This window comes from Thiocapsa sp. UBA6158 (assembly GCF_002423035.1).
Lineage (GTDB): Bacteria > Pseudomonadota > Gammaproteobacteria > Chromatiales > Chromatiaceae > Thiocapsa.
Window position 1 is genome coordinate 1 of sequence record NZ_DIUM01000108.1, and the last position, 20,336, is coordinate 20,336.

Here is a 20,336-nt window from a genome sequence, read left to right on the forward strand (position 1 = left end):
AGGTGATCCTGAAAAGCACTATAATGCGCCAGCGTTTGATGAGTTTTCGTTGCGCGGCGTCGATGCCAGCACGCCCAAGTCCACCTCGGAAAAGGCGGCGTTGCTACGCGAAGGTGAGTTAGTGGCAGTTGTTCAGAAAGCGCAGCTAGGGAATCCAGACTCGAAAGTGATGTTGGACGTCCTGAATAGTGACTATCCTCTATCGGAGACGGCCTCTATTTGCCAAGGCATTGCAACTGGAGACTTGCCACGATTTCTCGTTCAGTGGTGGGAACTCCCAGCAGTTGGTTTGGAATGGTCCTTCTTTCAGGCTCCGGTGGATGAAACCCAGCTCCGCGGCGGGAAAACCCTCGCACTGCGATGGGAGCAAGGGAGGGGCTCGCTGATGGCGAACTCTCAAGCCCGAATTCAAGGGCAGGCGGCCTGGGGCCGGCGTGGGGTTTCAGTGAGGCTTATGCGTCACTTGCCCTGTTGCCTATATGACGGTAACTTTTTCGACCAAAGTAGTGCCCCGATAATCCCGAAATTAGAGAGCGATCTAGCGGCGCTATGGTGCTTCTGTAGTTCTGCCGAATTCGCCGAATCTGTACGAGCGCTAGACCAAGCGCTCAGTGTCACTGAGAGTTCTTTCCGCGGAGTTCCCTTCGACCTCGCTCACTGGCAACGCATCGCGGCTGAGCACTACCCCAACGGCCTGCCCAAACCCTATTCCGACGATCCGACCCAGTGGATCTTCCACGGCCACCCGAAGCCCGCGATCGACCCGCTGCAAGTCGCCGTCGCGCGCCTCCTGGGCTATCGCTGGCTGGCCGAGACCGACGCAGAAATGGAACTGTCGGAAGAAGCCCGCGCCTGGATAGAACGCTGCGAAGCCCTGGCCGATCAGGTCGACGACGACGGCATCGTCTGCCTCCCCTCGGTCCGCGGCGAGCCGCCCGCGCACGACCGCCTGATGGCCATGCTGATCGCCGCCTGGGAGACCGTCGAACCCGGCAGTTGGAAACCCAGCATCCTGGCCAAGCTGCTGGCCGACGCTAACTGCGCCGGGAAGGGCCTGGACGTCTGGCTACGCGACAGCTTCTTCGAACAGCACGCCAAGCGCTTCCACCATCGCCCCTTCATCTGGCATATCTGGGACGGCCTGAAGGACGGCTTCGGCGCCCTGGTGAACTACCACACACTCGACGCCCGCAACCTGGAGCGGCTCATCCACACCTATGTCGGCGACTGGATCCGCCAGCAGGAGGGCGGCGTGCGCGAGGGCGTCGACGGCGCCCCGACCCGCCTCGCCGCCGCGCAGGATCTTAAGCGCCGCCTGGAGCTGATCCTCGAAGGCGAGGCCCCCTACGACATCTTCGTGCGCTGGAAACCCCTCGCCGAGCAGCCCATCGGCTGGAACCCGGACCTGAACGACGGCCTGCGCCTCAACATCCGCCCCTTCATGACGGCCGAAGTCCTGCGCCACAACAAAAAGCCCAAGCTCAACATCAAATGGGACAAGGATCGCGGCAAGGATGTCGACAGCGCGCCCTGGTTCCCGGTGTTCAAGGGCGAGCGCATCAACGACCACCATCTGACGCTGGCCGAGAAGCAGGCGGCGCGGGGGACATCATGACGGAGCACAACCGGACACTCGCGCTTCTGACGCAGCACAAAGCGCATCTGTGCGAACGCTTCGGAGTCACCGAGCTGGCGTTGTTCGGATCCACCGCACGCGGGGACATGCGCATCGATAGCGACGTCGATATCCTCGTCTCCTTCGATGGACCCGCAACCTCCAGACGCTACTTCGGCGTTCAGTTCTATCTGGAGGATCTACTCGGACGTCCGGTCGATCTCGTTACCCGCAAGTCCCTGCGCCCGGAATTGGCGCCTTATGTCGAGAGGGAGGCGCTCCGTGTCTGAATCCACCGCCGAGAAGACACCGCACACACGCGAGTGGCTGTTCTATCTCGACGACATGATGACGTTCGCAGAGAAGTCCGCCGCCTATTCGCGTGGACTCGATCAGCAGGCATTCGTGGACAATTCGCTGATCTACGATGCAACCTTGCGTAACCTTGAGCTGATTGGAGAAGCGGCGACCCATATTCCCGATGAGGTGCGAGCGGCAAACCCTCGGATTCCCTGGAGACTCATCATCGCGACACGCAATCGGCTGATTCACGGGTATCTCGGGCTTGACGAGGATACGATCTGGAGCATCCTCCAGGAGAATCTGCCCGAACTCCTGAGCGCGTTGCGCGAGCTGCGCGCAACGTTTTCGCAGCCGGGTCATGAGCCATGAGCCGACGACTGCCTGGCCACCGCGTCGATCGCCGGCGAGATTGCCCCGGGCCAGCTGCGCCGCAACATGCCGGATCCGATCCCGGCGATGGTGTTGGGCCGCTTGGCGGTGGATCGCACCTGGCAGGATCGAGGTCTGGGCAAGGCCCTGTTACGCGATGCGATTCTACGAACCCTGCAGGTCTCCGAGCTCGTCGGCGTCAAGGCGCTGCTGGTTCATGCACTCTCCGAGGCGGCGGTTCGATTTTATGTGGCTCATGGATTTCGTCCTTTTCCGCATCATCCCGATACCCTGTTTCTGCCGCTCGCCGACGTGGGATAACGCATCCAGCGCCGACGAACCGCACGGCAACCCGTCGCCCGCCCGCACATTCGTGCGGGCGGATCGGGGAAAGGTCGACAGCCCATGTCCGAGACGCTGACCATCATCGATGCCTTGGCCGCTGCGCTGCGCAACGCCGCCAGGGTCAACGACGCCGTGCAGGCCAGGCCGGTCGCGGTGCTGTGGACGGATGCCGATGCGCAGTGGCGGCCGGCCCTCATGCGCATCCGCCAAGCCTGTCCCGGTCTGCTGCGGCTGGGTGACTACCGCCCGGCCGAGGGTCAGGGTCCGGCGATCTGGTTGAAGTGCGCGCTGGCCGGTCTGGTGCCGGAGGTGCCCGGTGGAACCGAGCCGGCCATTGTCTATCTCCCCGGCGTCAGCCGCGCCGATCTGCGCGCCATCGAGAGCTGCCCGCGCGACCTTCAGCCGCTGGCGGAGTTGCAGTACCGCGGGGTGTTCTGGAGCCAGGCCAACGGCAAGGACTGGACGCTGAATGCCTTCCTGAGCTCCAGGAACGGCGGACTAGGCCTGGACGTCGCCCAAGACAAGGCCACGCAGGAGGCGATCGGCCAGGCGCTTGACGCCGGCGTCCTGCTCGACCGGCCGCTGGATGACCTGACCGGGCGCCCGATCAACGCCGCATGGTTGCACAGCCTGCTGGCGCCGAACCCCACGCGCGATCTGTTGGTGTGGATGAACGACCCCGGCGCGGCGAAGGCGCAGTGGGATGAGGCCCGTTGGAACGTCTTCCTGAAACGCTGCAAGGCTGATTTCGGTTTCGATCCGGTGGGCGACGGTCCCTTGGCGGCGGCTGAGCGACTGGCCAAGGGCAGCGGTCAGTGGGCGGCGGTCAATGAGCTCTATCGCGATTCATTCGCGAGCTTTCCGAATGTCTACACGCTGCTGCTGAGCGTGAAGCCACCGCAGCTCGAGTTGTTCGATGATCCCTCGACGCTCGCGAGCTATCCCCTGGTGAACGAGGAGCGCGAGGCCGAGCTGCGCTATGCGCTGGCGTCTTGCGGGGCCATGGCCGAGGAGGACGCGCGCACGGCCATTCTGAACGCGGAAAAGGCTCACGGGGCGCGCCGCGACTGGCTGTGGATGCGCATGGGCCGGTCGCCCTTGGTCGTGGCGCTGGGGCATCTGGCGGAGGTCGCCGAGCGCGGCAGGCAACTCCCGAGCGGTTCGGATCCGGATCAGTTGGCACTGAGTTATCAGGACAGCGGTTGGCTGGTGGACGCCGCGGCACTCCGGGCGTTGGGTGCCGTCCAGACCACGGCGGATCTCGATGCGATGTCCGCGGCGCTGCGGGCCGTCTATCTGCCCTGGGTCGAGGCGTCCGCCAAACGGCTGCAGGCTGCCCTCATGGCCTCGGGCGGATTCAGCGCCACCGGCACGGTGGCTGACGGGGCGCCATGCTCCGAGCAGGCCCCCGAGCAGTGCTTGCCGGAGGGCGTCTGTATGGTCTTCGTGGACGGTCTGCGTTACGACGTGGCGGTAACGCTCAAGGAGCGGCTGGCCCCACTCGGCAGGGTGACCCTGGAGGCGCGCTGGACCAGTCTGCCGTCGGTGACGGCATCCGGCAAGCCCTGGTGCTCGCCGGTGGCGCATCGGGTGTCCGGCGATCCGGCCGACCAGGCGTTCGAGCCACGGGTCGCGGCGGACGGCAAGCCGCTGTCTGCCCACCACTTCCGCAAGCTGCTGGCCGACACGGGTATCCAAGCGCTGAACACGCACGAGACCGGCGATCCGTCGGGCAGGGCCTGGACCGAATCGGGCGATCTCGATCACTACGGACATAACCATGGGCTGCGCCTTGCCCGCGACCTCGACACCCAATTGACTCAGGTTCTGGAGCGCATCGGCGAGCTGCAGCAGGCAGGGTGGACGCGCCTTCGCATCGTGACCGATCACGGCTGGCTGTTGATGCCCGGTGGTCTGCCTAAAGTCGAGCTGGCCAAGCACCAGACGGCGACGACCTGGGGGCGCTGCGCCGTCATCAAGGACAGTGCACACGCCACCCCGCTGACCTTCGGCTGGAGCTGGTGCGACGCCGTCCAGGTGGCGTACGCACCGGGCGTCTCCAGTTTCATCGCCGGGCGGGACTATGCGCACGGGGGTTTGAGCCTGCAGGAGTGTCTGGTGCCCGTGCTGACGCTGGAGGTCGAGGGTGGTGCGGCGGCGACGGCGGTGAAGGTCGCGATCCGATCGGTGACGTGGAAGGGCTTGCGTTGTTTGGTGGAGGTCGAGACCGCGGCTGACGGGCTGCGGGTCGACATCCGGACCAAGGCGGCACTGGCAGCGACGTCGTTGGTCGCCGCCGTGAAGACGCTCGACGGCGGAAAGGCCAATCTGGCGATTGTCGATGACGAGCAGGAGGGCGCGGCGGCCGTGGTGGTGGTGCTGGGTCCAGGCGACGACGTCGTGCAGAAGCTGGCGACCACGGTCGGCGGCTAAACCGCGTCTGGAGCGGCATGCGCGGTTGTTGGATTGGATCGGCCACGGCTGAACCAGGCGTGTCGGAGTTGACGCGGTTTAGGATGATAAAAATGTAACGCGATGCGGCTGGACGCGGTGTTTAGGAGGCGAGGAGAACCAACCAAGATGCAACTCGACGATCTGGATCGAATCGCGACGGCCGCCTTCGAGGGCTATGTCGTGCGCAAGGATCTGGTGCGCACCTTCAGCCGGCAGTTTCCGGTCCCGACCTATGTCGTGGAATTCCTGCTGGGTCGCTATTGCGCGACCACGGACGAGGCGGAGATCCAGGAGGGGCTGGATATCGTCCAACGGCAACTCGGCTCCCGCACGGTGAAGGCAGGTGAGGAGGAGCTGTTCAAGGCCCGTGCGCGCGAGTCTGGGTCGGTGAAGATCATCGACATCATCACGGCGCGGCTGGACGCGAAGACCGACTCCTACCTCGCCACCTTGCCCAGCCTGCGCCTGACGGATGTTCGACTGACGCCGCAGCTGGTCAAGGATCACGAGCGGATGCTCACGGGGGGCTTCTACGCCGAGATCACGCTGAGCTACGACGCCTCGATCGCGCAAGAGAAGAGCGGGCGCCCCTTCGGCGTCGACTCTCTGCGCGCCATCCAGTTGTCCAAGCGCGAGGTCCTGGACGTGCTGGCCAGCGGTAGAGCGCACTTCACCACGGCGCAATGGCGCGATTTTCTGCTGTGCAGCATCGGTTTCGAGCCGAGCATGCTGTCCGACCGGGCCAAGGACGCGCTCTTGCTGCGCATGGTGCCGTTCGTGGAGCGCAACTACAACCTGGTCGAGTTGGGGCCGCGCGGAACCGGCAAGTCGCACCTGTTTCAGCAGGTGTCGCCCTATGCCCATCTGATCTCGGGCGGCAAGGCCACGGTCGCGCGCATGTTCGTCAACAACGCCACCGGCCAGCGGGGTCTGGTGTGCCAGTATGACGTGGTCTGTTTCGACGAGGTATCGGGCGTCTCCTTCGACCAGAAGGACGGCGTCAACATCATGAAGGGCTACATGGAGAGCGGCGAGTTCTCGCGCGGCAAGGAGAGTATTCGGGCGGATGGTTCCATCGTGCTGGTCGGCAACTTCGAGGTCGATGTGGAGCACCAGCAGCGCATCGGCCATCTGTTCGGTCCGCTGCCGCCCGAGATGCGCAACGACACCGCCTTCATGGACCGCATCCACGGTTTCCTGCCCGGTTGGGACGTGCCCAAGCTGAACCCCGGACTCTTCACCGAGCATTTCGGCCTGGTCAGCGATTTCTTGTCGGAGTGCTTCACCCAGCTTCGCAACCAGAGTCGGGTGTCGGTGCTGCAGGGCCGCGTCTTCTGGGGCGGCGCGCTCTCCGGTCGCGACATCAACGGCGTGAACAAAACCGTCAGCGGATTGCTCAAGCTACTGCATCCGGACGCGGATGCCCCGGTTGGCGATGACGACCTGGAGTGGGCGGTCCGACTGGCGTTGGAGGTGCGCCGTCGAGTGAAGGAGCAGCAAAAGCGCATCGGCGCGGCCGAGTTCCGCAACACCCACTTCAGCTACACACTGGGGGCGGAGGGTGTGGAGAAGTTCGTCTCCACCCCGGAGCTGCAAAGCCAGGGCGGCATCGGCGACGAGCCGCTGGAGTGCGGCCAGATCTGGACCCTGAGTCCCGGCGGACCGGACGAGCATCCCGGCCTCTTCCGTCTGGAGGTCACCGAAGGCCCGGGCAGCGGCGTCAGAGTCTTGAACAACCCGGTGCCGCCGGCGTTCAGGGAATCGCTCCGCTGCGCCGAGCAGAACCTCTATGCCCGAGCGCCCCAGCTCGTCGGCGACCGCGATCCGCGGGCGCACGCCTTCTCGGTCCAGTTACGCGGGTTCGACGCCGCCAAGACCGGCGCCAAGACCGCCGTGGCGGCCTTGGTCGCACTGTCGAGCGCACTGCTGAAAAAATCGGTCCGTGGCGGACTGATCGTGGTTGGCGAGGTCACGCTCGGCGGCACCATCGAACCCATCCACAACGCCGTCACGCTGGCCGAGATGGCGGTCGAGAAGGGCGCGAAGTCGCTGTTGCTGCCAGTAGCGTGCCGCAGGCAGTTGTTCGACCTGTCGGACGACATGGCCACGAGGCTCGACATCGAGTTCTACCAGGACGGGCGTGATGCCTTGCTCAAGGCGTTGGTGGACTGAACGAGCCGAGACGGACGCGAATCGACGCGTTCGCCGTCTGTGGGGCCAGGTCGGCGCCTCAGTGGAGCGCGAGCCGGATCTGCCGGCGGCGCTCGAACAGGCGAAGGCCCGGGTCGGCGCCACCGCTCGGTGCGGTACTGGAGCGGTGACGGCTCCAGAGGGCTCGGCGGGGTTTCGGCGACTTCATTGATCCTTGTCAAGACGACACCGGCATCCCGATGACGGCCGGCCGCGCGATCAAGATTAGAATTTGCGCATGGACTCCAACCGTTCCACTTCAGCCAAACCCGAGTTGCCCATTGGGTTTCTCCCGTTATTCGCGACCCTGCTGCTGCTCTGGATCCTGTTGCATGGGTCCCTGTCTTTGCAGGTGTTGGCCATCGGTATTCCGGCTGCGCTCGCCATCGCATGGCTGTTTCGGGATGGGCTGAGTTTCGTCACGGATTTTCGTTTTCGCTCGACGGAGGCCCTGCGCGCGGCGCCGCGGTTCCTGCTGTTTTTTTTCAAGTCGCTGGTCATCGCGAATATCGCGCTCGCCCGTGTCGTACTCTCGCCCAAATTGCCCATCGATCCCGGGATCGTCAAGGCGCGCACCCGACTCAAAAGTCGCATGGGGCGGTTACTGCTGGCCAACGCCATCACGCTGACACCCGGCACCCTGACCGTGAAGCTCGATGGCGAATGGATCTATATCCATTGCGTGCGGGTGGCCGCGACCGATATCGAAGGCGCGACAGCGGAGATCCTGGCGGGCTTCGAGCGTTATCTCGAGGTGATGTATGGTTGAGGCGCTGGTGACGGTCGCGGCGCTCCTGGTCGGTATCGCGTTTCTGCTCGCGCTCTATCGCTTTCTGCGCGGTCCCGACGCGGCTGATCGGGTGGTCGCCTTCGATACCCTGACACTGATTTCGATCACCGGCATCGTGCTCATCGCTTTTCTCGACGGGCGCGGGATTTATCTCGATGTCGCCCTGGTTTACGCGCTGCTGTCGTTCCTCGGAGTGATCGCGGTCGCCCGCTATCTGGAGCAACGATAGTGCTGTCAATCCTGGGTGGACTCCTCCTGGTCGCGGGAGCGGCCTTTCTGGTGCTGGCCGGACTGGGTCTGGTGCGCATGCCGGATGTCCTCAATCGCATTCAGGCGGGTACCAAGGCGACGACCCTGGGCACGCTGCTGACGCTCGGCGGCTTTGCCTGTCTGCGTCCGGACTGGGCGCTGAAGCTGCTCCTGATCGCGCTCTTCATCCTGCTGACGAATCCGCTGTCCTCGCAAGTGCTGGCGCATGCGGCGCATCGCGCGGGGGCACGGCAAACACCGCTCGCCAACCGGGTCGATCGGCTGGCCGAGGATCGTGGGGACGCCTCATGACGCTGATCCTGCCGGTCCTGACGTCAGTCCTCTGCCTTGCGATTCTGGTCGCGGCCGTCGTTTGCGTGCGCAGTTCCAGCACGCCGATCGCGATCCTGTCGGCGGGGCTGGTCAGTCTGCTCGCGTCGGTGGTCTTCCTGCTGCTCGCGGCGCCCGACGTGGCCATGACCGAAGCGGCGATCGGCAGCGGCCTGACCACCTTCCTCTTCTTCTTCTTTCTGATTCGGATGCGGCGCGGCGATCCCCTCGGACCGTCCGCGCGGGAGCGAGAAACGCCGCATGATTAAACGCTTCATGGCCGTGCTCCTGTTGGCCGCGGTCGCCGGGATGTTTGCCTCGCTCTGGTTGGATTTCACGCCGCACGAGACCCTGACCCTGACCGCCCGCTACTACGCGGAGCACACCGCGGCCGATCTGGGCGCCGCCAATATCGTCACGGCGATCATCGTCACCTATCGCGGTCTGGACACCCTCGGCGAGGTGACGGTGCTCTTTCTGGTCGCGACCATCGTCGGTCTGGTGCTGGCCACCGCGGCGGCGGGGCGTCGCGCGGACCAGGCACCGGCCGGCGAGCTGCTGATGACCGGCAGCCGGCTGCTGGCCCCGCCCATCCTGCTCTTTGGCGTCTATGTATTCGTCAATGGCCATTTGACGCCCGGCGGCGGTTTTCAGGGCGGCGCCATCATCGCGTCGGGTGCCTTGCTGCTGCTGCTCGCCGATCCGCTGCGCACCTTCAGTCATCGTCTGATCACAACCGTGGAAGCGCTGTCCGGAGTCACCTATGTCTTCATCGGCGTGCTTGGTCTGATCCTGGCCGGCGGCTTTCTCGATAATCGCCTGCTGCCGATCGGAACGGTCGGTGAATTATTCTCCGCGGGCGCCATCCCGCTGATCTATTCGCTGATCGGGCTCAAGGTCGGCGCGGAGTTTTCATCCATGCTGGCGACCCTGTCGGCGACGGAGGATCTGTAATGGTCTTCATCGCCATGGCCGCGGGTTTTATCTTGATTCTGATCGGGTTCTATGGCGCGCTGACGAATCGCAATCTCTTGCGCATGATCGTCTCCTTCACCCTCGCCGACACCGGGGTCCATATCGTCCTGGTCGCCGTTGGCGCTCTGCCCGGCCGCACCGCGCCCATTCTGGATGCGAGCGTTCCGGTCGCCGAGGCCGTCACGCGGATCGTCGATCCGGTGCCCCAGGCACTGGTGCTGACCGCCATCGTCATCGGACTGGGCGTGACCACGCTGATGCTGGCTTACGCCTATCGGCTGTTCGCCCAAAAAGGCACGCTGGATATCGCGAAGTTCACGGAACTCAAATGGTAAGTGCCATCTATCCCCTGGCCGCGGCGCTTGCGAGCGCCTTTCTGCTGGGTTTGCTGCACGAGCGGCAGCGCGCTCCGGCCTATGCGATCACCCTGGGCGTGCTGGGTTTCATGACCCTGACCGCGGCGAGCTGGGTCTGGGGATTCGCACAAACCGGACAGGCCGGATTCGAGATCTATACCGCCGGCGTCGCCCCGCCTTTCGCGATCAGTCTCCGTCTGGGGCTTGCCGAGGCGTCCCTGATGCTGCTGATCAATCTGACCGGCCTGTTGAGCGCGATTCATCTGCAAGCGCCGCTGCTGGCGCATGGCCGGCGCGCGATGGCGGTCCTCCTGATCGCGGTCATGGCGCTCGGCGGTCTGGTGATGACGCGCGACCTCTTCAACCTGTTCGTCTTCATCGAGTTGATCGTGATCGCGACGGGCGGACTGGTGCTGCTCTCAGACGATCCGCGAGCCGTGGTCGCGGGCTTCAAATATCTGATCATTTCGCAGCTCGTGACGGTCTTTCTGCTGATCGGCATCATCTTTGCTTATCACGGCACCGGAACCCTCAACATCGACGGCATGGCGATGACCACCATGGGCCTGGCGAGCGGCGGCGCGCTGGCGTTCTTCCTGATGTTCATCGCCGTGGTCATCGAGACCAAACCCTTTCCGGCGAATGGCTGGGCCCTGGACATCTACGAGTCCGCGCATCCGGCCTTCGCGGCGATCTTCTCCGCCGCCTCGGCGGCCGCGGCGCTGTTTGCGGTGGATAAACTGCTGTTGATCGGCGGCAGCGACTGGCTGCCGATCGCCACCGGAATCGGGATTCTGTCCTTCGTGGGCGCGAATCTGCTGGCCTTGCCGCAGACCAACGACCGGCGCCTGCTCGGTTATTCCTCGATCGCGCAGACCGGTCTGGTCCTGGTCGTGCTCGGTCAGCGCGATTTGCTGGGTGATCACACGCTCTATGTCGCCGGCGGTCTGCTGCTCGCGAATGCCGTCGCCAAGGCCGGTCTCTTCTGGTTGTCCGATCTCATCCCGAAGCGGGAGCCCGCCGCCTGGGCGGCGCTGCGCCATCATCCACTCGCCCTGTTCGCCTTCGCGACCCTGCTCGCACTGCTCGTCGGTCTGCCGCCCTTTCCGAGCTTTTACGCCAAATGGGATCTGGTGCATCCGCTGGCCGACGCCGGCCGCCTCTGGCTCCTGGGCCTGATCCTGTTCGGCACGCTGCTCGAAGCCGGCTATCTGTTCCGGTGGTTTGGTTACAGCCTCAAGCGCGAGGCGCCCGCATTGACGGGATCCCTGGTCTCGCCCCGCTTCGGCGTGGTCCTGGTGGCGGTTGCCGCCGCCTGGTTGCTGGCACTGCTGTGGGGCGAACTGTCGGTACACGACAATCTGCTCCTGGCGGTGCCCCTGGCGTTCGCCCTGGCCTTCCTCGCCCTGGACTGGCTGCCGGCGCGGGTAAAAAACGCCCTGGCGATCACCGGCCTGGTGGCGTATTTCGCGCTGACCTACACCGATTATGATCCGCTGCGCATGATTTTCGCGGTGATCTTCCTGCTGGGCAGCGCCTTGACCATGCTCGCGGGCTTCGATGTCCAGGGCCGGCGCCCGGGCTTCTATCCGTCGGTCATGCTGATGCTCGCCGGATTGATCATGCTGATTCGGGCGACCGACAGCTTCGCGTTCTTCGCGGCCTGGGAAGTGCTGACCATCGGCTCCTATTTCCTGATTCTGCGCGGCAAGCGCTCCGAACCGCACGCGCTGTCCTATCTCCTGTTCTCGTTCGGCGGCGCGCTGGCGATGCTGGCCGGTTTCGCGCTCGCCGCCCAGGGCGCGCCCTCGATCGAGCTCGTGGCGCTCGCGCAGGTTGCTGAATCCGTCGCGCCCTGGGTCTTCCTGCTGCTCGCCATCGGGTTCATGACCAAAACCGCCGCCATTGGACTGCATATCTGGCTGCCGGGTGCCCATGCCGAGGCGGAGCTCGATGTTTCACCCATGGTGTCCGGCATCCTGCTGAAGGCCGGACTCTATGGTCTGATGGTGTTGCTGCTGGCGATGGGAACGCAGCGCCTGGCCGGCGTCGATCTGGTTGACCTGCTGCTCTGGATCGGCGCGCTGACCGCTTTCCTGGGCAATCTGATGGCGATTTTCCAGGAAGATGCCAAACGCCTGCTCGCCTATTCCTCGATCGGTCAGATGGGCTATGCGATCTTCGGGCTGGCATTGATGAATCATCTGGGCTGGTTGATGGCACTGATGTTCGTCATCAATCATTATATTTACAAGTCCATGCTCTTTCTGGCCGTGGGTGGCGTCGCGCGCCGTACCGGCACACGCCAGATGTTCCTGATGGGCGGTCTGATCACGCTGATGCCCTTGTCCTTCATCGCGGTGATGATTGGCATCATCGCGATGTCCGGCGTCCCGCCACTGTCCGGTTTCGGCGGCCGCTGGATCTTTTACAACGCGATCCTGGCGACCGACGCGCGCCTTCCGATCGCGTTGATCTTCCTGTCCGGCCCCATTGCCTTCCTCTATCTGTTCCGGCTGATTCATACCATTTTTCTCGGCCAGTTGAAGGATGAGCACCGGCAGGTCAAAGAAGCGCCCTTCTGGATTCTGCTCCCACAGATGATCTATGTCGCGATTCTGATCGTGGCCGCACTGGTGCCGGGACTGTTGTTGCGGCACGTCGATCAGTATCTGACCGAGTTCTTCCCGTTCGGCGCGCTGAACTGGGAAGGCTTGCGCATCACCAGCGATTTCGGTTACTGGAACCCGGTGGCGATCATGCTGACCATCGGCGTGATTTTCATGCTGCTGCTGTCCTGGCTGCTCTTCGTCAATCGGCGCGCCCAAAAGGTCAAACAGTTCAATATCGTCTTTTCCGCCGAACGGCCCTATCGCCCCGAAACCACCCATTTCGCCTGGAACTTCTTCGCGCCCTATCGCAAGGCCATGGGCTTTCTGGTACAGCCGCTGGTGACGCGCTTTTGGGATCTGATCACCCAAACCCTGCATGGCATCGGCGAGATGACGCGGCGGATCTATAACGGCAACGCCCAGACCTACGCCTTTCATCTGATCGGCTTTGTCGTCGTGGTCTTCTTGCTCGGCCCGGGAGGCACGGCGTGACCTTCGAGTGGATCCAAATCCCCTATGCTCTGCTGACGATCTTCATCGTCCTGAATTACGGGTTATTGATGACGGCACTGATCGCGAAGATCGCGGCCCGTGTCGGACGGCGTCACGGCATTCCCATCTGGCAGAATTATGCCGACCTGGTCAAAAACTACGGGCTACGCAGCTCCATTACCCACGGCGTGATGTTTTACATGGGGCCGGTGTTCCGACTGACGGGCGGGGTCGGGCTGCTGCTGTTCGTGCCGACCATCTATGGCTCGGTGATGTTCTCGAATCTGTCCTTCGCCGGTGATTTGATTCTAGCGCTCTATTTCGTCTTTTTCGGCACCCTGGGCATGGCGCTGGGGGCCGCGGAAAGCGGACATCCCTACTCCGCCATCGGCATCACCCGAGGGCTCTCCCAGGTCACCATGGCGGAACTGCCGCTGGCCCTGGCGGTGTTCGCGGTGGCCCTGCACTATCAGACGTTGTCCATTACCGAGATCGTCGCGGCCCAGCAGGGCGGATTCCTGAACTGGACCTTGTTCACCAATCCGTTGGCCGTCGCGGCGGCCATGCTCGCCTTTCTCGGCTCGATGATGCGTCCGCCCTTCGATGTCGTGCTCGCACCCCAGGAAATCCCGATCGGCCCGCCGACCGAGTACCACTCGTCCTACCTGGCGCTGATGCAGACCAATCGGGTGCTGTTCCCGATCGCCAAGATTGTCGTCTACATGAATCTGTTCTTCGGCGGGGCGACCAGTTGGCCGGAGTTCTTCATCAAGGTCTTTCTGATCTACATGGTCTCGGTGCTGGTCGGCGTGGTCTTTCCACGGTTCCGGGTCGAGCAGTCCATCCGCTGGTTCATGATCTGGGCGGTGCCGATTGGCATCCTGGCGATCGTGCTGGCCTGATTCCGCTGACGGAGTGTTTTTGGCATCGCGATGAAACCTGAACTGCAACCAAGACGGGTCACCGGACCGGACGGCCAGGAATTCGAGGTTGATCCGCTCCGCGATTACTATTGCGAAGCGCCGCCCGCGGTGCATCCGCCGGCTTACCTGAAAATCATCGAGGATCTGTTCAACTGGGCACGGGCTGAATCGATCTGGATTCTGGGGTTTGGTACCGGTTGCGGCGCGATCGAAATGCGTCCGCTGATGACGCCAAGATTCGATGCCTATCGCTATGGCATCCAGTGGCGCCCAACGCCGCGACAGGCCAATCTGTTCGTGATCTCCGGTTATCTGTCGGTGAAGACGCTCAAGCGTGTGATCCGCTCCTACGAGCAAATGCAGAATCCGAAATATGTCGTCGGGCTGGGCTCCTGCACCATCAATGGCGGCATGTATTGGGATTCCTACAATACGATCAAACGGCTCGACGACTATCTGCCGGTCGATGTCTATATCGCCGGCTGCATGCCGCGCCCCGAATCACTGCTGCATGGATTCATGGAACTCAAGCGCATCATTCGCGCCGGCCAGGCCGAGGGTGCCAATGACTATGCGCGCAACTTCGCCTGGTACAAGGACAACCAGAAGCGCGTCATCCATGATTGGGACATGCCTGATTACAACTGGTAAAGAGTCACGATGCACGACCTGTACGACCGCCTGAAGACACGCTTTCCGCTGGGCGACTGGATCGCACGGCGTCCCGATCTCGCCTTCGTGGATGTTCCCCTGGCGCAGTTACGGTCGGTGCTGCTGCATCTGCGCGATCAGGAAGGCTTCACTCATCTGGTGCTCCTGACCGCTGTCGATTGGATCGAGACCGGTGAGTTTCAGCTCACCTATCTGCTCTGCAATCGGCGGCGCGCGTGCGATCTCGGGCTGCGCGCGCGGATCGCGCGTGACCCGGCGAGCATGGAGAGCATCCATGATCTCTGGCCAACGGCCGCGACCTATCAGCGCGAATTACGCGAAATGTTCGGCATCGATTTTCCGGGGAGTCCGCGCCTGCACGAGGATTTCATACTCGAAGGCTGGCGTGAAATACCACCCTATCGGCGTGATTTCGATACCCTGGCCTATGCGCGGGAGACTTATCGCGAACGGCCGGGACGCGTCACCCGGGATCCGGCGGCCTATATGCAGCAGCAACTTGATCCGGGCGGACATTGACATGGCGCTGTTCACTCCAGACCGCAGCCAGTATCCCCAGACCAGGGCGGATGGCTCGCTCGACATCGATCTGACCTCGGGCAAATATCTCAAGCTCTGGCAGGGACCGCAGCATCCCGGCATTACCGGCAATATGGCGGTGGAACTGACGGTCTGCGGCGACGAAGTGGTCGAGGGCCGGACCCATGTCGGCTATCTGCACCGCGGGTTCGAGAAATTGATGGAGCGGCGCACCTTCATCCAATGTTTTCCGATCGTCTGCCGCATCTGCGTGCCCGAACCGGATTTCAACGAATATTGTTTCGCGGCCGCCGTCGAGGAACTCGCCGGCATTCAGGTACCGGAACGGGCCGACTGGATACGGACACTGATCCTCGAAATGGGGCGCATCAACAGTTATCTGATGTATCTCGGGGGCCAGGCCGGTGCGTTCGGACTGGGTGTCATCGGGCAGTGGACGACCTATGCCCGTGATCTGATGCTGGACCGCTTCGAAGAACTGACCGGCGGGCGCATCTACCACATGTTCATCCTGCCCGGCGGTGTCCGCGACGGACTGCCGGACGGTTTCGCGACGCGTCTGGAAGAGACCCTGCGCGAGCTCGAAACCGTGATGCGGGATGTTTACGACACCCTGTTCTGCAACGCGGTGTTCAAGACCCGCGCCTGTGGACTTGGCGTGATCGAGCGCGACTGGCTCGATCCCTATGGCGTCACCGGACCCAACGCCCGCGCTGCTGGCATGTCCAAGGACGTGCGCCGGGATCAGCCCTATCTGGTGTATCCCGGGCTCGACTTCGAGCCCGTCGTCGCCACGGACTCCGATGTCTATGCGCGGGCCGATGTGCGGCGTCGGGATCTGCTGGTTTCGATCGATCTGATTCGCCAGATCCTGGCCAGGATGCCCCACAGCGGCCCGCTCATGGCCGAAGTGCCGAATGTCCTGCATTGGAAGATCCCGCTTGGCGAGACCTATATCCGGGGCGAATGTTCGCGCGGCGAATATGGCTATTATCTGGTCACCGACGGCAGCGGCTATCCCCGTCGCGTCAATGTGCGGGGCCCCTCCTATACCCATGCGATGGCCTTGCTGGAGCGCATGATCGTGAACGCGAATATCTCCGATGTCGCCGCGCTCATGGTCTCCCTGCATACCTATCCGCCCGAAATCGAGAGATAGTCCCGCTGCCATGAGTGTCCGTGACGTCCTTTCGCCCTTTACAGCCTGGAAGAACCTGTTTCGCGATCCGGTCACCATTCGAGATCCGTTCAACGAGCGTCCAGGCGCACCGCGGTATCGCGGTTTCCACCAGAATGACATCGCGAAATGCATCGGCTGCGGCACCTGTGAAGCGATCTGCCAGAACGGCGCGATCGACATGGTGCCGGTGGAGGGCATTTCGACCCGGCACGGCGATTCGGGATTGCGTCCGCGCATCGACTACGGACGCTGCTGCTGGTGCGCGCTCTGCGTCGATATCTGCATGACCAGCTCGCTGTCGATGTCGAATGCCTATCATTGGTTCGATCGCGATCCGGATGTGTTTCGCTTCATCCCTGGTGTCGATGCCAAACCCTGGGACGACAGCACCCTGGGCTATCGCCGTCCGGAGGGGCATCGGCTGGCGGGCCGGATCCGGGTGGCCATGCCTGAGCTCGAACCCGAGACCCGCATCGGCTCATTCGCGGAAATCGTGCAGGGCTATTCGATCGAAGCAGCACGTCTGGAAGCGGATCGCTGCGTCGCCTGCGGTCTCTGTGTCGCGACCTGTCCGACCCACATGGCGGTGCCCGAGTATATCGCCGCAATTCGCGAGGGCGATTATCGGCGGGGCGTCGAGCTGCTCTACCGCAGCAACCCCTTTTCCGGGATCTGCGGGCGCGTCTGCACCCACAAATGCGAAAGCGTTTGTGCCGCGCGTCACGAGGGCGATCCCATCGCGATCCGCTGGCTCAAGCGCCACATCCTCGATCAGGCCTCGAGCGAAGATCTCCAGGCCGCGGTCGGCCAGCCGGGTCCGGATACCGGCAAGCGTGTCGCCATCGTCGGCGCCGGGCCGGCGGGTTTGACCGCCGCGTTCGATCTGGCCAAAGCCGGCCATCGGGTGCGGGTGTTCGAGGCGCTTGATCAACCCGGCGGCATGACGCGCTGGGGGATTCCCGAATATCGCCTGCCTTATGCGGTGATCGACCGCGATGTCGAGGCGATTCGTTCGCTCGGTGTCGAGATCCAATGCAATGTTCGGATCGGCGCGGATCTGCCGCTGGACGCACTGCGTGCCCAGTCCGATGCGGTCCTGCTGGCGCTGGGCTTGCAACTTGGGCGCGGTACCCGGATTCCGGGCAGCGACCATCCCCAGGTGCGCAAGGCCGTCGATCTGCTGCGCGACGTGACGGCCGGCCTGGAGATCGGCACGCCGCGCTCGGCGGTCGTCATCGGCGGCGGGAATGTCGCCATGGATATCGCGCGGACCCTGGCCCGGCTGCAGCGGGCGGCTTACGGAGAGGTCCGGGTCACGGTCACGGCCCTGGAAGATCTCGATCACTTCCTGGCCGATCCGGATGAAATCAAGGAAGCCCTGGAAGAAGGCGTGGTGATCCTGGATGCCCGCGGCCCGCGCGAGGCGGTGATCGAGGACGGGGTCTTGCGCGCCTTGAAAACCTGGCGGGTCAAGGCCATTTTCGACGAGCAAGGGCGCTTCGCGCCTATCTATGACGAGACCGACGAGCAGATTCATCACGGCGACATGATCGTCGAGGCCATCGGCCAGATGACCGATACCGCTCTGTTGGGCACGGACCTGACCGAAGCCCTGGCCTGGAATCGCGGTCGGCTCCAGGTGGACGCGGGCGGGCGCACCAGCGAATCCTGGCTCTGGGCGGCGGGCGATATGACCCGAGGTCCGGACGTCGTCACGGCGGTCGCCGATGGTCATCGTATCGCGTCGAGTATCGACGCGGCGCTGCGGGCGAACCTGTAACCATCCTGAAATCGAAATGGGGCAGCACCATGAGCGAGGGTAGCCACGGCATCGAGCGTCTGCGCGGCAAGACGACGCTGCGCGAAGTGCTGGAAGTCGCCACCGGTTTCGAAGCCAGCGCGCGCGACTTCTACACCGCCCTGATTCCGCGCGTCAGCAAGAACATTCGCTATCTGGTCGAGGAGCTTGCCGTCGAGGAGCAGGGCCATTTCGATCTCTTCAGCGCTTTGGCCGCGCGCGCGGATCTGGCCGAACAGATCAAGGCCGAGATCGAGCGTCCGGCCAGCGACAGCCAATTCTCCGATTGTCTGCATCTGCCCGACCTCGGCGAGAATCCCGACGACCAGACCGTGTTGCAATACGCGATGGGGCGCGAACACGCGGCCATGACCCATTATCGCGAACTGGCCAACACGACCCCGGACGGTGCGATCCGCGATCTCTTTACCTTCCTCGCCAGCGAAGAAACCAAACACAAACTCGAGTTGGAAAAACTCTACTACGAAATCGTGCATGCCGGAGGCGTCTAAACCGGTTCAACGTCCGGTAGGGGATTGTTTCGACGCGCTGCGACGGCTCGATCGCCTTGACCTCACGGGGACCGAGCCACGACCGGGGCTTGAAAGCGGTTTTGCGACGTTTTCGCCTTCGCTCCGATCCGGCCGGTAGCGCTCCGAAGGCCGGGTGTCGATCGGGAGGCATTCGAAGGCCCGGCCGGCGGGAAGGCTAAGGCCGACTCACGACTTCAAGGACTACCCTGCTCCGGTCATCGAGAACTGGACCGGCGACTCATCACCGCAGCCGGGCAACAAACCCCAGACCTAGCCTGCCCGCGGCCGCTTCCAGGTATAGACCGCGGTCACCGCATAATTCCAAACCGCACCGACCAGGATCCCGGCGAGCGCCGAGAGGAACCAGCCGGAATGTCCGCCTTGGAAGAGATAGTTGGCGATGCCGACGTTGGCCAGGGCTCCGACGCTGCAGGCGGCAACGAAGGAGAGCCAGCCCCAGATCAACTGCCGACCGCGCAGACGCATGTCACGGTAGGTCAGGATATTGTTCAGGAAGAAGTTGCTCGTCATGGCGACCAGCGTTGCTGCGGCCTGACTGATGAGGAAGGCGCCTGTGCCGAGCAGGGTCAGCATGGGCCAGAGTACGGCCATGTGCACGAAGACACCGAGGCCGCCGATCGCCGCGAAGGCGATGAAGCGCACCGGAATGAGCGGGCCGATCAGCTTCTGGGTCAGCATCAGCAGATACTCCCAGAGCACCGCGTTGTCGAGCTTGCTGCTGCCCGCCTCGCGCGCGCGAAAGGTGAAGGGCAGCTCGCGAAACCGCAGGGGTTGCTCGGCTTCGGCGAAGATGTCGAGCAGGATCTTGAAGCCGACACCGCTGAGACGCCGCACGCATCCCTGGACGACCGAGGCGCGCACCAGAAAGAACCCGCTCATCGGATCCTGCAGGTCCGCATGAATCAGAGACTGGCCGATCCGGGTCGCGAACCGGCTCATGGATTGTCGACGGGCATTCCAGTCACCCATACCCCCGCCGGACACATAGCGGCTGCCGACCACGATGTCCAGATTCTCGGCTTTGATGACCTCGAGCATCCGGGGCAGAAGGGTCTCGTCGTGTTGGAGGTCGCCGTCCATCACCGCCAGGAAGGGTGCGGCGCTCGACATCATGCCTTCGATGCAGGCCGAGGAGAGCCCGCGTCGGCCGATACGTTGCACCAACCTGACACGCCGATCCTGTCGTGCAATGGCGCGGACCCGGTCCGAGGTCCCGTCGGGCGAGTCGTCGTCGACGAAGATCAGCTCCCAATCGATCCCCTCCAACACAGCGTCGACCCGCCGGACGACCTCGTCCACCATGTCCGCTTCTTGATAGGTCGGGATGATGACGGCCAACTCGGGCGGACGGCAGTGGTGTTGAGGCATCGGCTGATCCGAGATCCTGTTGGCCATAAGCGGAGGTTCGATTCGTCGAGGGAAGAAACGTACGGGGCGCGCCTTTGAAGTAGACTGCCGCCCGCGGCTGCGGACGCGGAACGGTGACGAGACGGCAGATCCGGGCTCCGAGAAGTCTTTATTCTAACGCGACCGCGTTCCCGCCACCTCGACCGATCGCAGCCCGGATCGGATCCGCCGAATCAGACAAC

Annotated in this window: 19 protein-coding genes and 1 pseudogene; 19 read left to right on the forward strand and 1 reads right to left on the reverse strand. The window is 63.5% G+C overall.

Going from position 1 to position 20,336, the window contains the following annotated elements; all coding sequences use genetic code 11:
* The 19 genes and pseudogenes from B4N44_RS14645 to B4N44_RS14735 form a co-directional block, all read left to right on the forward strand.
* Positions 1-1,615: pseudogene (locus B4N44_RS14645) on the forward strand (SAM-dependent DNA methyltransferase); the annotation flags it as partial.
* Positions 1,612-1,905, forward strand: a complete 294-nt coding sequence (locus B4N44_RS14650; protein WP_296702235.1) for a nucleotidyltransferase family protein — start codon at positions 1,612-1,614, stop codon at positions 1,903-1,905. The pseudogene B4N44_RS14645 and the gene B4N44_RS14650, both read left to right, overlap by 4 nt.
* Before the next feature lie 55 nt (positions 1,906-1,960).
* A complete protein-coding gene (locus B4N44_RS14655) occupies positions 1,961-2,287 on the forward strand; it encodes a DUF86 domain-containing protein (RefSeq protein WP_296702331.1) in 327 nt (108 codons plus the stop codon).
* A 66-nt stretch (positions 2,288-2,353) separates the two neighbouring features.
* A complete protein-coding gene (locus B4N44_RS14660; RefSeq protein ID WP_296702237.1) occupies positions 2,354-2,608 on the forward strand; it encodes a GNAT family N-acetyltransferase in 255 nt (84 codons plus the stop codon).
* Positions 2,609-2,692: 84 nt separating this feature from the next.
* On the forward strand, positions 2,693-5,065 hold the full coding sequence (pglZ, locus tag B4N44_RS14665; RefSeq protein ID WP_296702238.1) for a BREX-1 system phosphatase PglZ type B: 2,373 nt from the start codon (positions 2,693-2,695) through the stop codon (positions 5,063-5,065).
* 147 nt (positions 5,066-5,212) lie between these two features.
* The gene (brxL, locus tag B4N44_RS14670; protein WP_296702240.1) at positions 5,213-7,258 is read left to right on the forward strand and encodes a BREX system Lon protease-like protein BrxL; all 2,046 of its coding nucleotides are present in this window, start codon (positions 5,213-5,215) and stop codon (positions 7,256-7,258) included.
* Positions 7,259-7,514: 256 nt separating this feature from the next.
* Positions 7,515-8,045, forward strand: coding sequence for a Na+/H+ antiporter subunit E (locus B4N44_RS14675; protein WP_296702242.1), 531 nt, complete (start codon positions 7,515-7,517; stop codon positions 8,043-8,045).
* Positions 8,038-8,295: a monovalent cation/H+ antiporter complex subunit F gene (locus tag B4N44_RS14680; protein WP_296702243.1), complete on the forward strand. Its 258-nt coding sequence runs from the start codon at positions 8,038-8,040 to the stop codon at positions 8,293-8,295. Before B4N44_RS14675 ends, B4N44_RS14680 begins: the two co-directional genes overlap by 8 nt.
* Positions 8,295-8,627, forward strand: coding sequence for a monovalent cation/H(+) antiporter subunit G (gene mnhG / locus B4N44_RS14685; protein WP_296702246.1), 333 nt, complete (start codon positions 8,295-8,297; stop codon positions 8,625-8,627). The genes B4N44_RS14680 and mnhG overlap by 1 nt, the downstream gene beginning before the upstream one ends.
* Positions 8,624-8,914: a Na(+)/H(+) antiporter subunit B gene (locus B4N44_RS14690; RefSeq protein WP_296702247.1), complete on the forward strand. Its 291-nt coding sequence runs from the start codon at positions 8,624-8,626 to the stop codon at positions 8,912-8,914. Before mnhG ends, B4N44_RS14690 begins: the two co-directional genes overlap by 4 nt.
* The gene (gene mbhE, locus B4N44_RS14695) at positions 8,907-9,599 is read left to right on the forward strand and encodes a hydrogen gas-evolving membrane-bound hydrogenase subunit E (protein ID WP_296702249.1); all 693 of its coding nucleotides are present in this window, start codon (positions 8,907-8,909) and stop codon (positions 9,597-9,599) included. The genes B4N44_RS14690 and mbhE overlap by 8 nt, the downstream gene beginning before the upstream one ends.
* Positions 9,599-9,955, forward strand: a complete 357-nt coding sequence (locus B4N44_RS14700) for a sodium:proton antiporter (protein ID WP_296702251.1) — start codon at positions 9,599-9,601, stop codon at positions 9,953-9,955. The genes mbhE and B4N44_RS14700 overlap by 1 nt, the downstream gene beginning before the upstream one ends.
* Positions 9,949-13,080, forward strand: coding sequence for a proton-conducting transporter membrane subunit (locus tag B4N44_RS14705; protein ID WP_296702253.1), 3,132 nt, complete (start codon positions 9,949-9,951; stop codon positions 13,078-13,080). The genes B4N44_RS14700 and B4N44_RS14705 overlap by 7 nt, the downstream gene beginning before the upstream one ends.
* On the forward strand, positions 13,077-13,982 hold the full coding sequence (locus B4N44_RS14710; protein WP_296702256.1) for a respiratory chain complex I subunit 1 family protein: 906 nt from the start codon (positions 13,077-13,079) through the stop codon (positions 13,980-13,982). Before B4N44_RS14705 ends, B4N44_RS14710 begins: the two co-directional genes overlap by 4 nt.
* A gap of 30 nt (positions 13,983-14,012) precedes the next feature.
* Positions 14,013-14,654: a NuoB/complex I 20 kDa subunit family protein gene (locus B4N44_RS14715; RefSeq protein ID WP_296702258.1), complete on the forward strand. Its 642-nt coding sequence runs from the start codon at positions 14,013-14,015 to the stop codon at positions 14,652-14,654.
* 9 nt (positions 14,655-14,663) lie between these two features.
* Entirely contained in the window at positions 14,664-15,194 is a 531-nt protein-coding gene (locus B4N44_RS14720) for an NADH-quinone oxidoreductase subunit C (protein ID WP_296702260.1), read from the forward strand.
* A 1-nt stretch (position 15,195) separates the two neighbouring features.
* On the forward strand, positions 15,196-16,374 hold the full coding sequence (locus B4N44_RS14725) for an NADH-quinone oxidoreductase subunit D (RefSeq protein ID WP_296702261.1): 1,179 nt from the start codon (positions 15,196-15,198) through the stop codon (positions 16,372-16,374).
* Positions 16,375-16,384: 10 nt separating this feature from the next.
* Complete coding sequence (locus B4N44_RS14730; protein WP_296702263.1) at positions 16,385-18,175, forward strand: FAD-dependent oxidoreductase; 1,791 nt, start codon at positions 16,385-16,387, stop codon at positions 18,173-18,175.
* A 29-nt stretch (positions 18,176-18,204) separates the two neighbouring features.
* Complete coding sequence (locus B4N44_RS14735; RefSeq protein ID WP_296702264.1) at positions 18,205-18,705, forward strand: ferritin family protein; 501 nt, start codon at positions 18,205-18,207, stop codon at positions 18,703-18,705.
* A gap of 291 nt (positions 18,706-18,996) precedes the next feature.
* Here the strand turns inward: B4N44_RS14735 and B4N44_RS14740 are convergent, their stop codons facing one another.
* On the reverse strand, positions 18,997-20,115 hold the full coding sequence (locus B4N44_RS14740) for a glycosyltransferase family 2 protein (protein ID WP_296702266.1): 1,119 nt from the start codon (positions 20,113-20,115) through the stop codon (positions 18,997-18,999).
* Positions 20,116-20,336 lie beyond the last annotated feature (221 nt).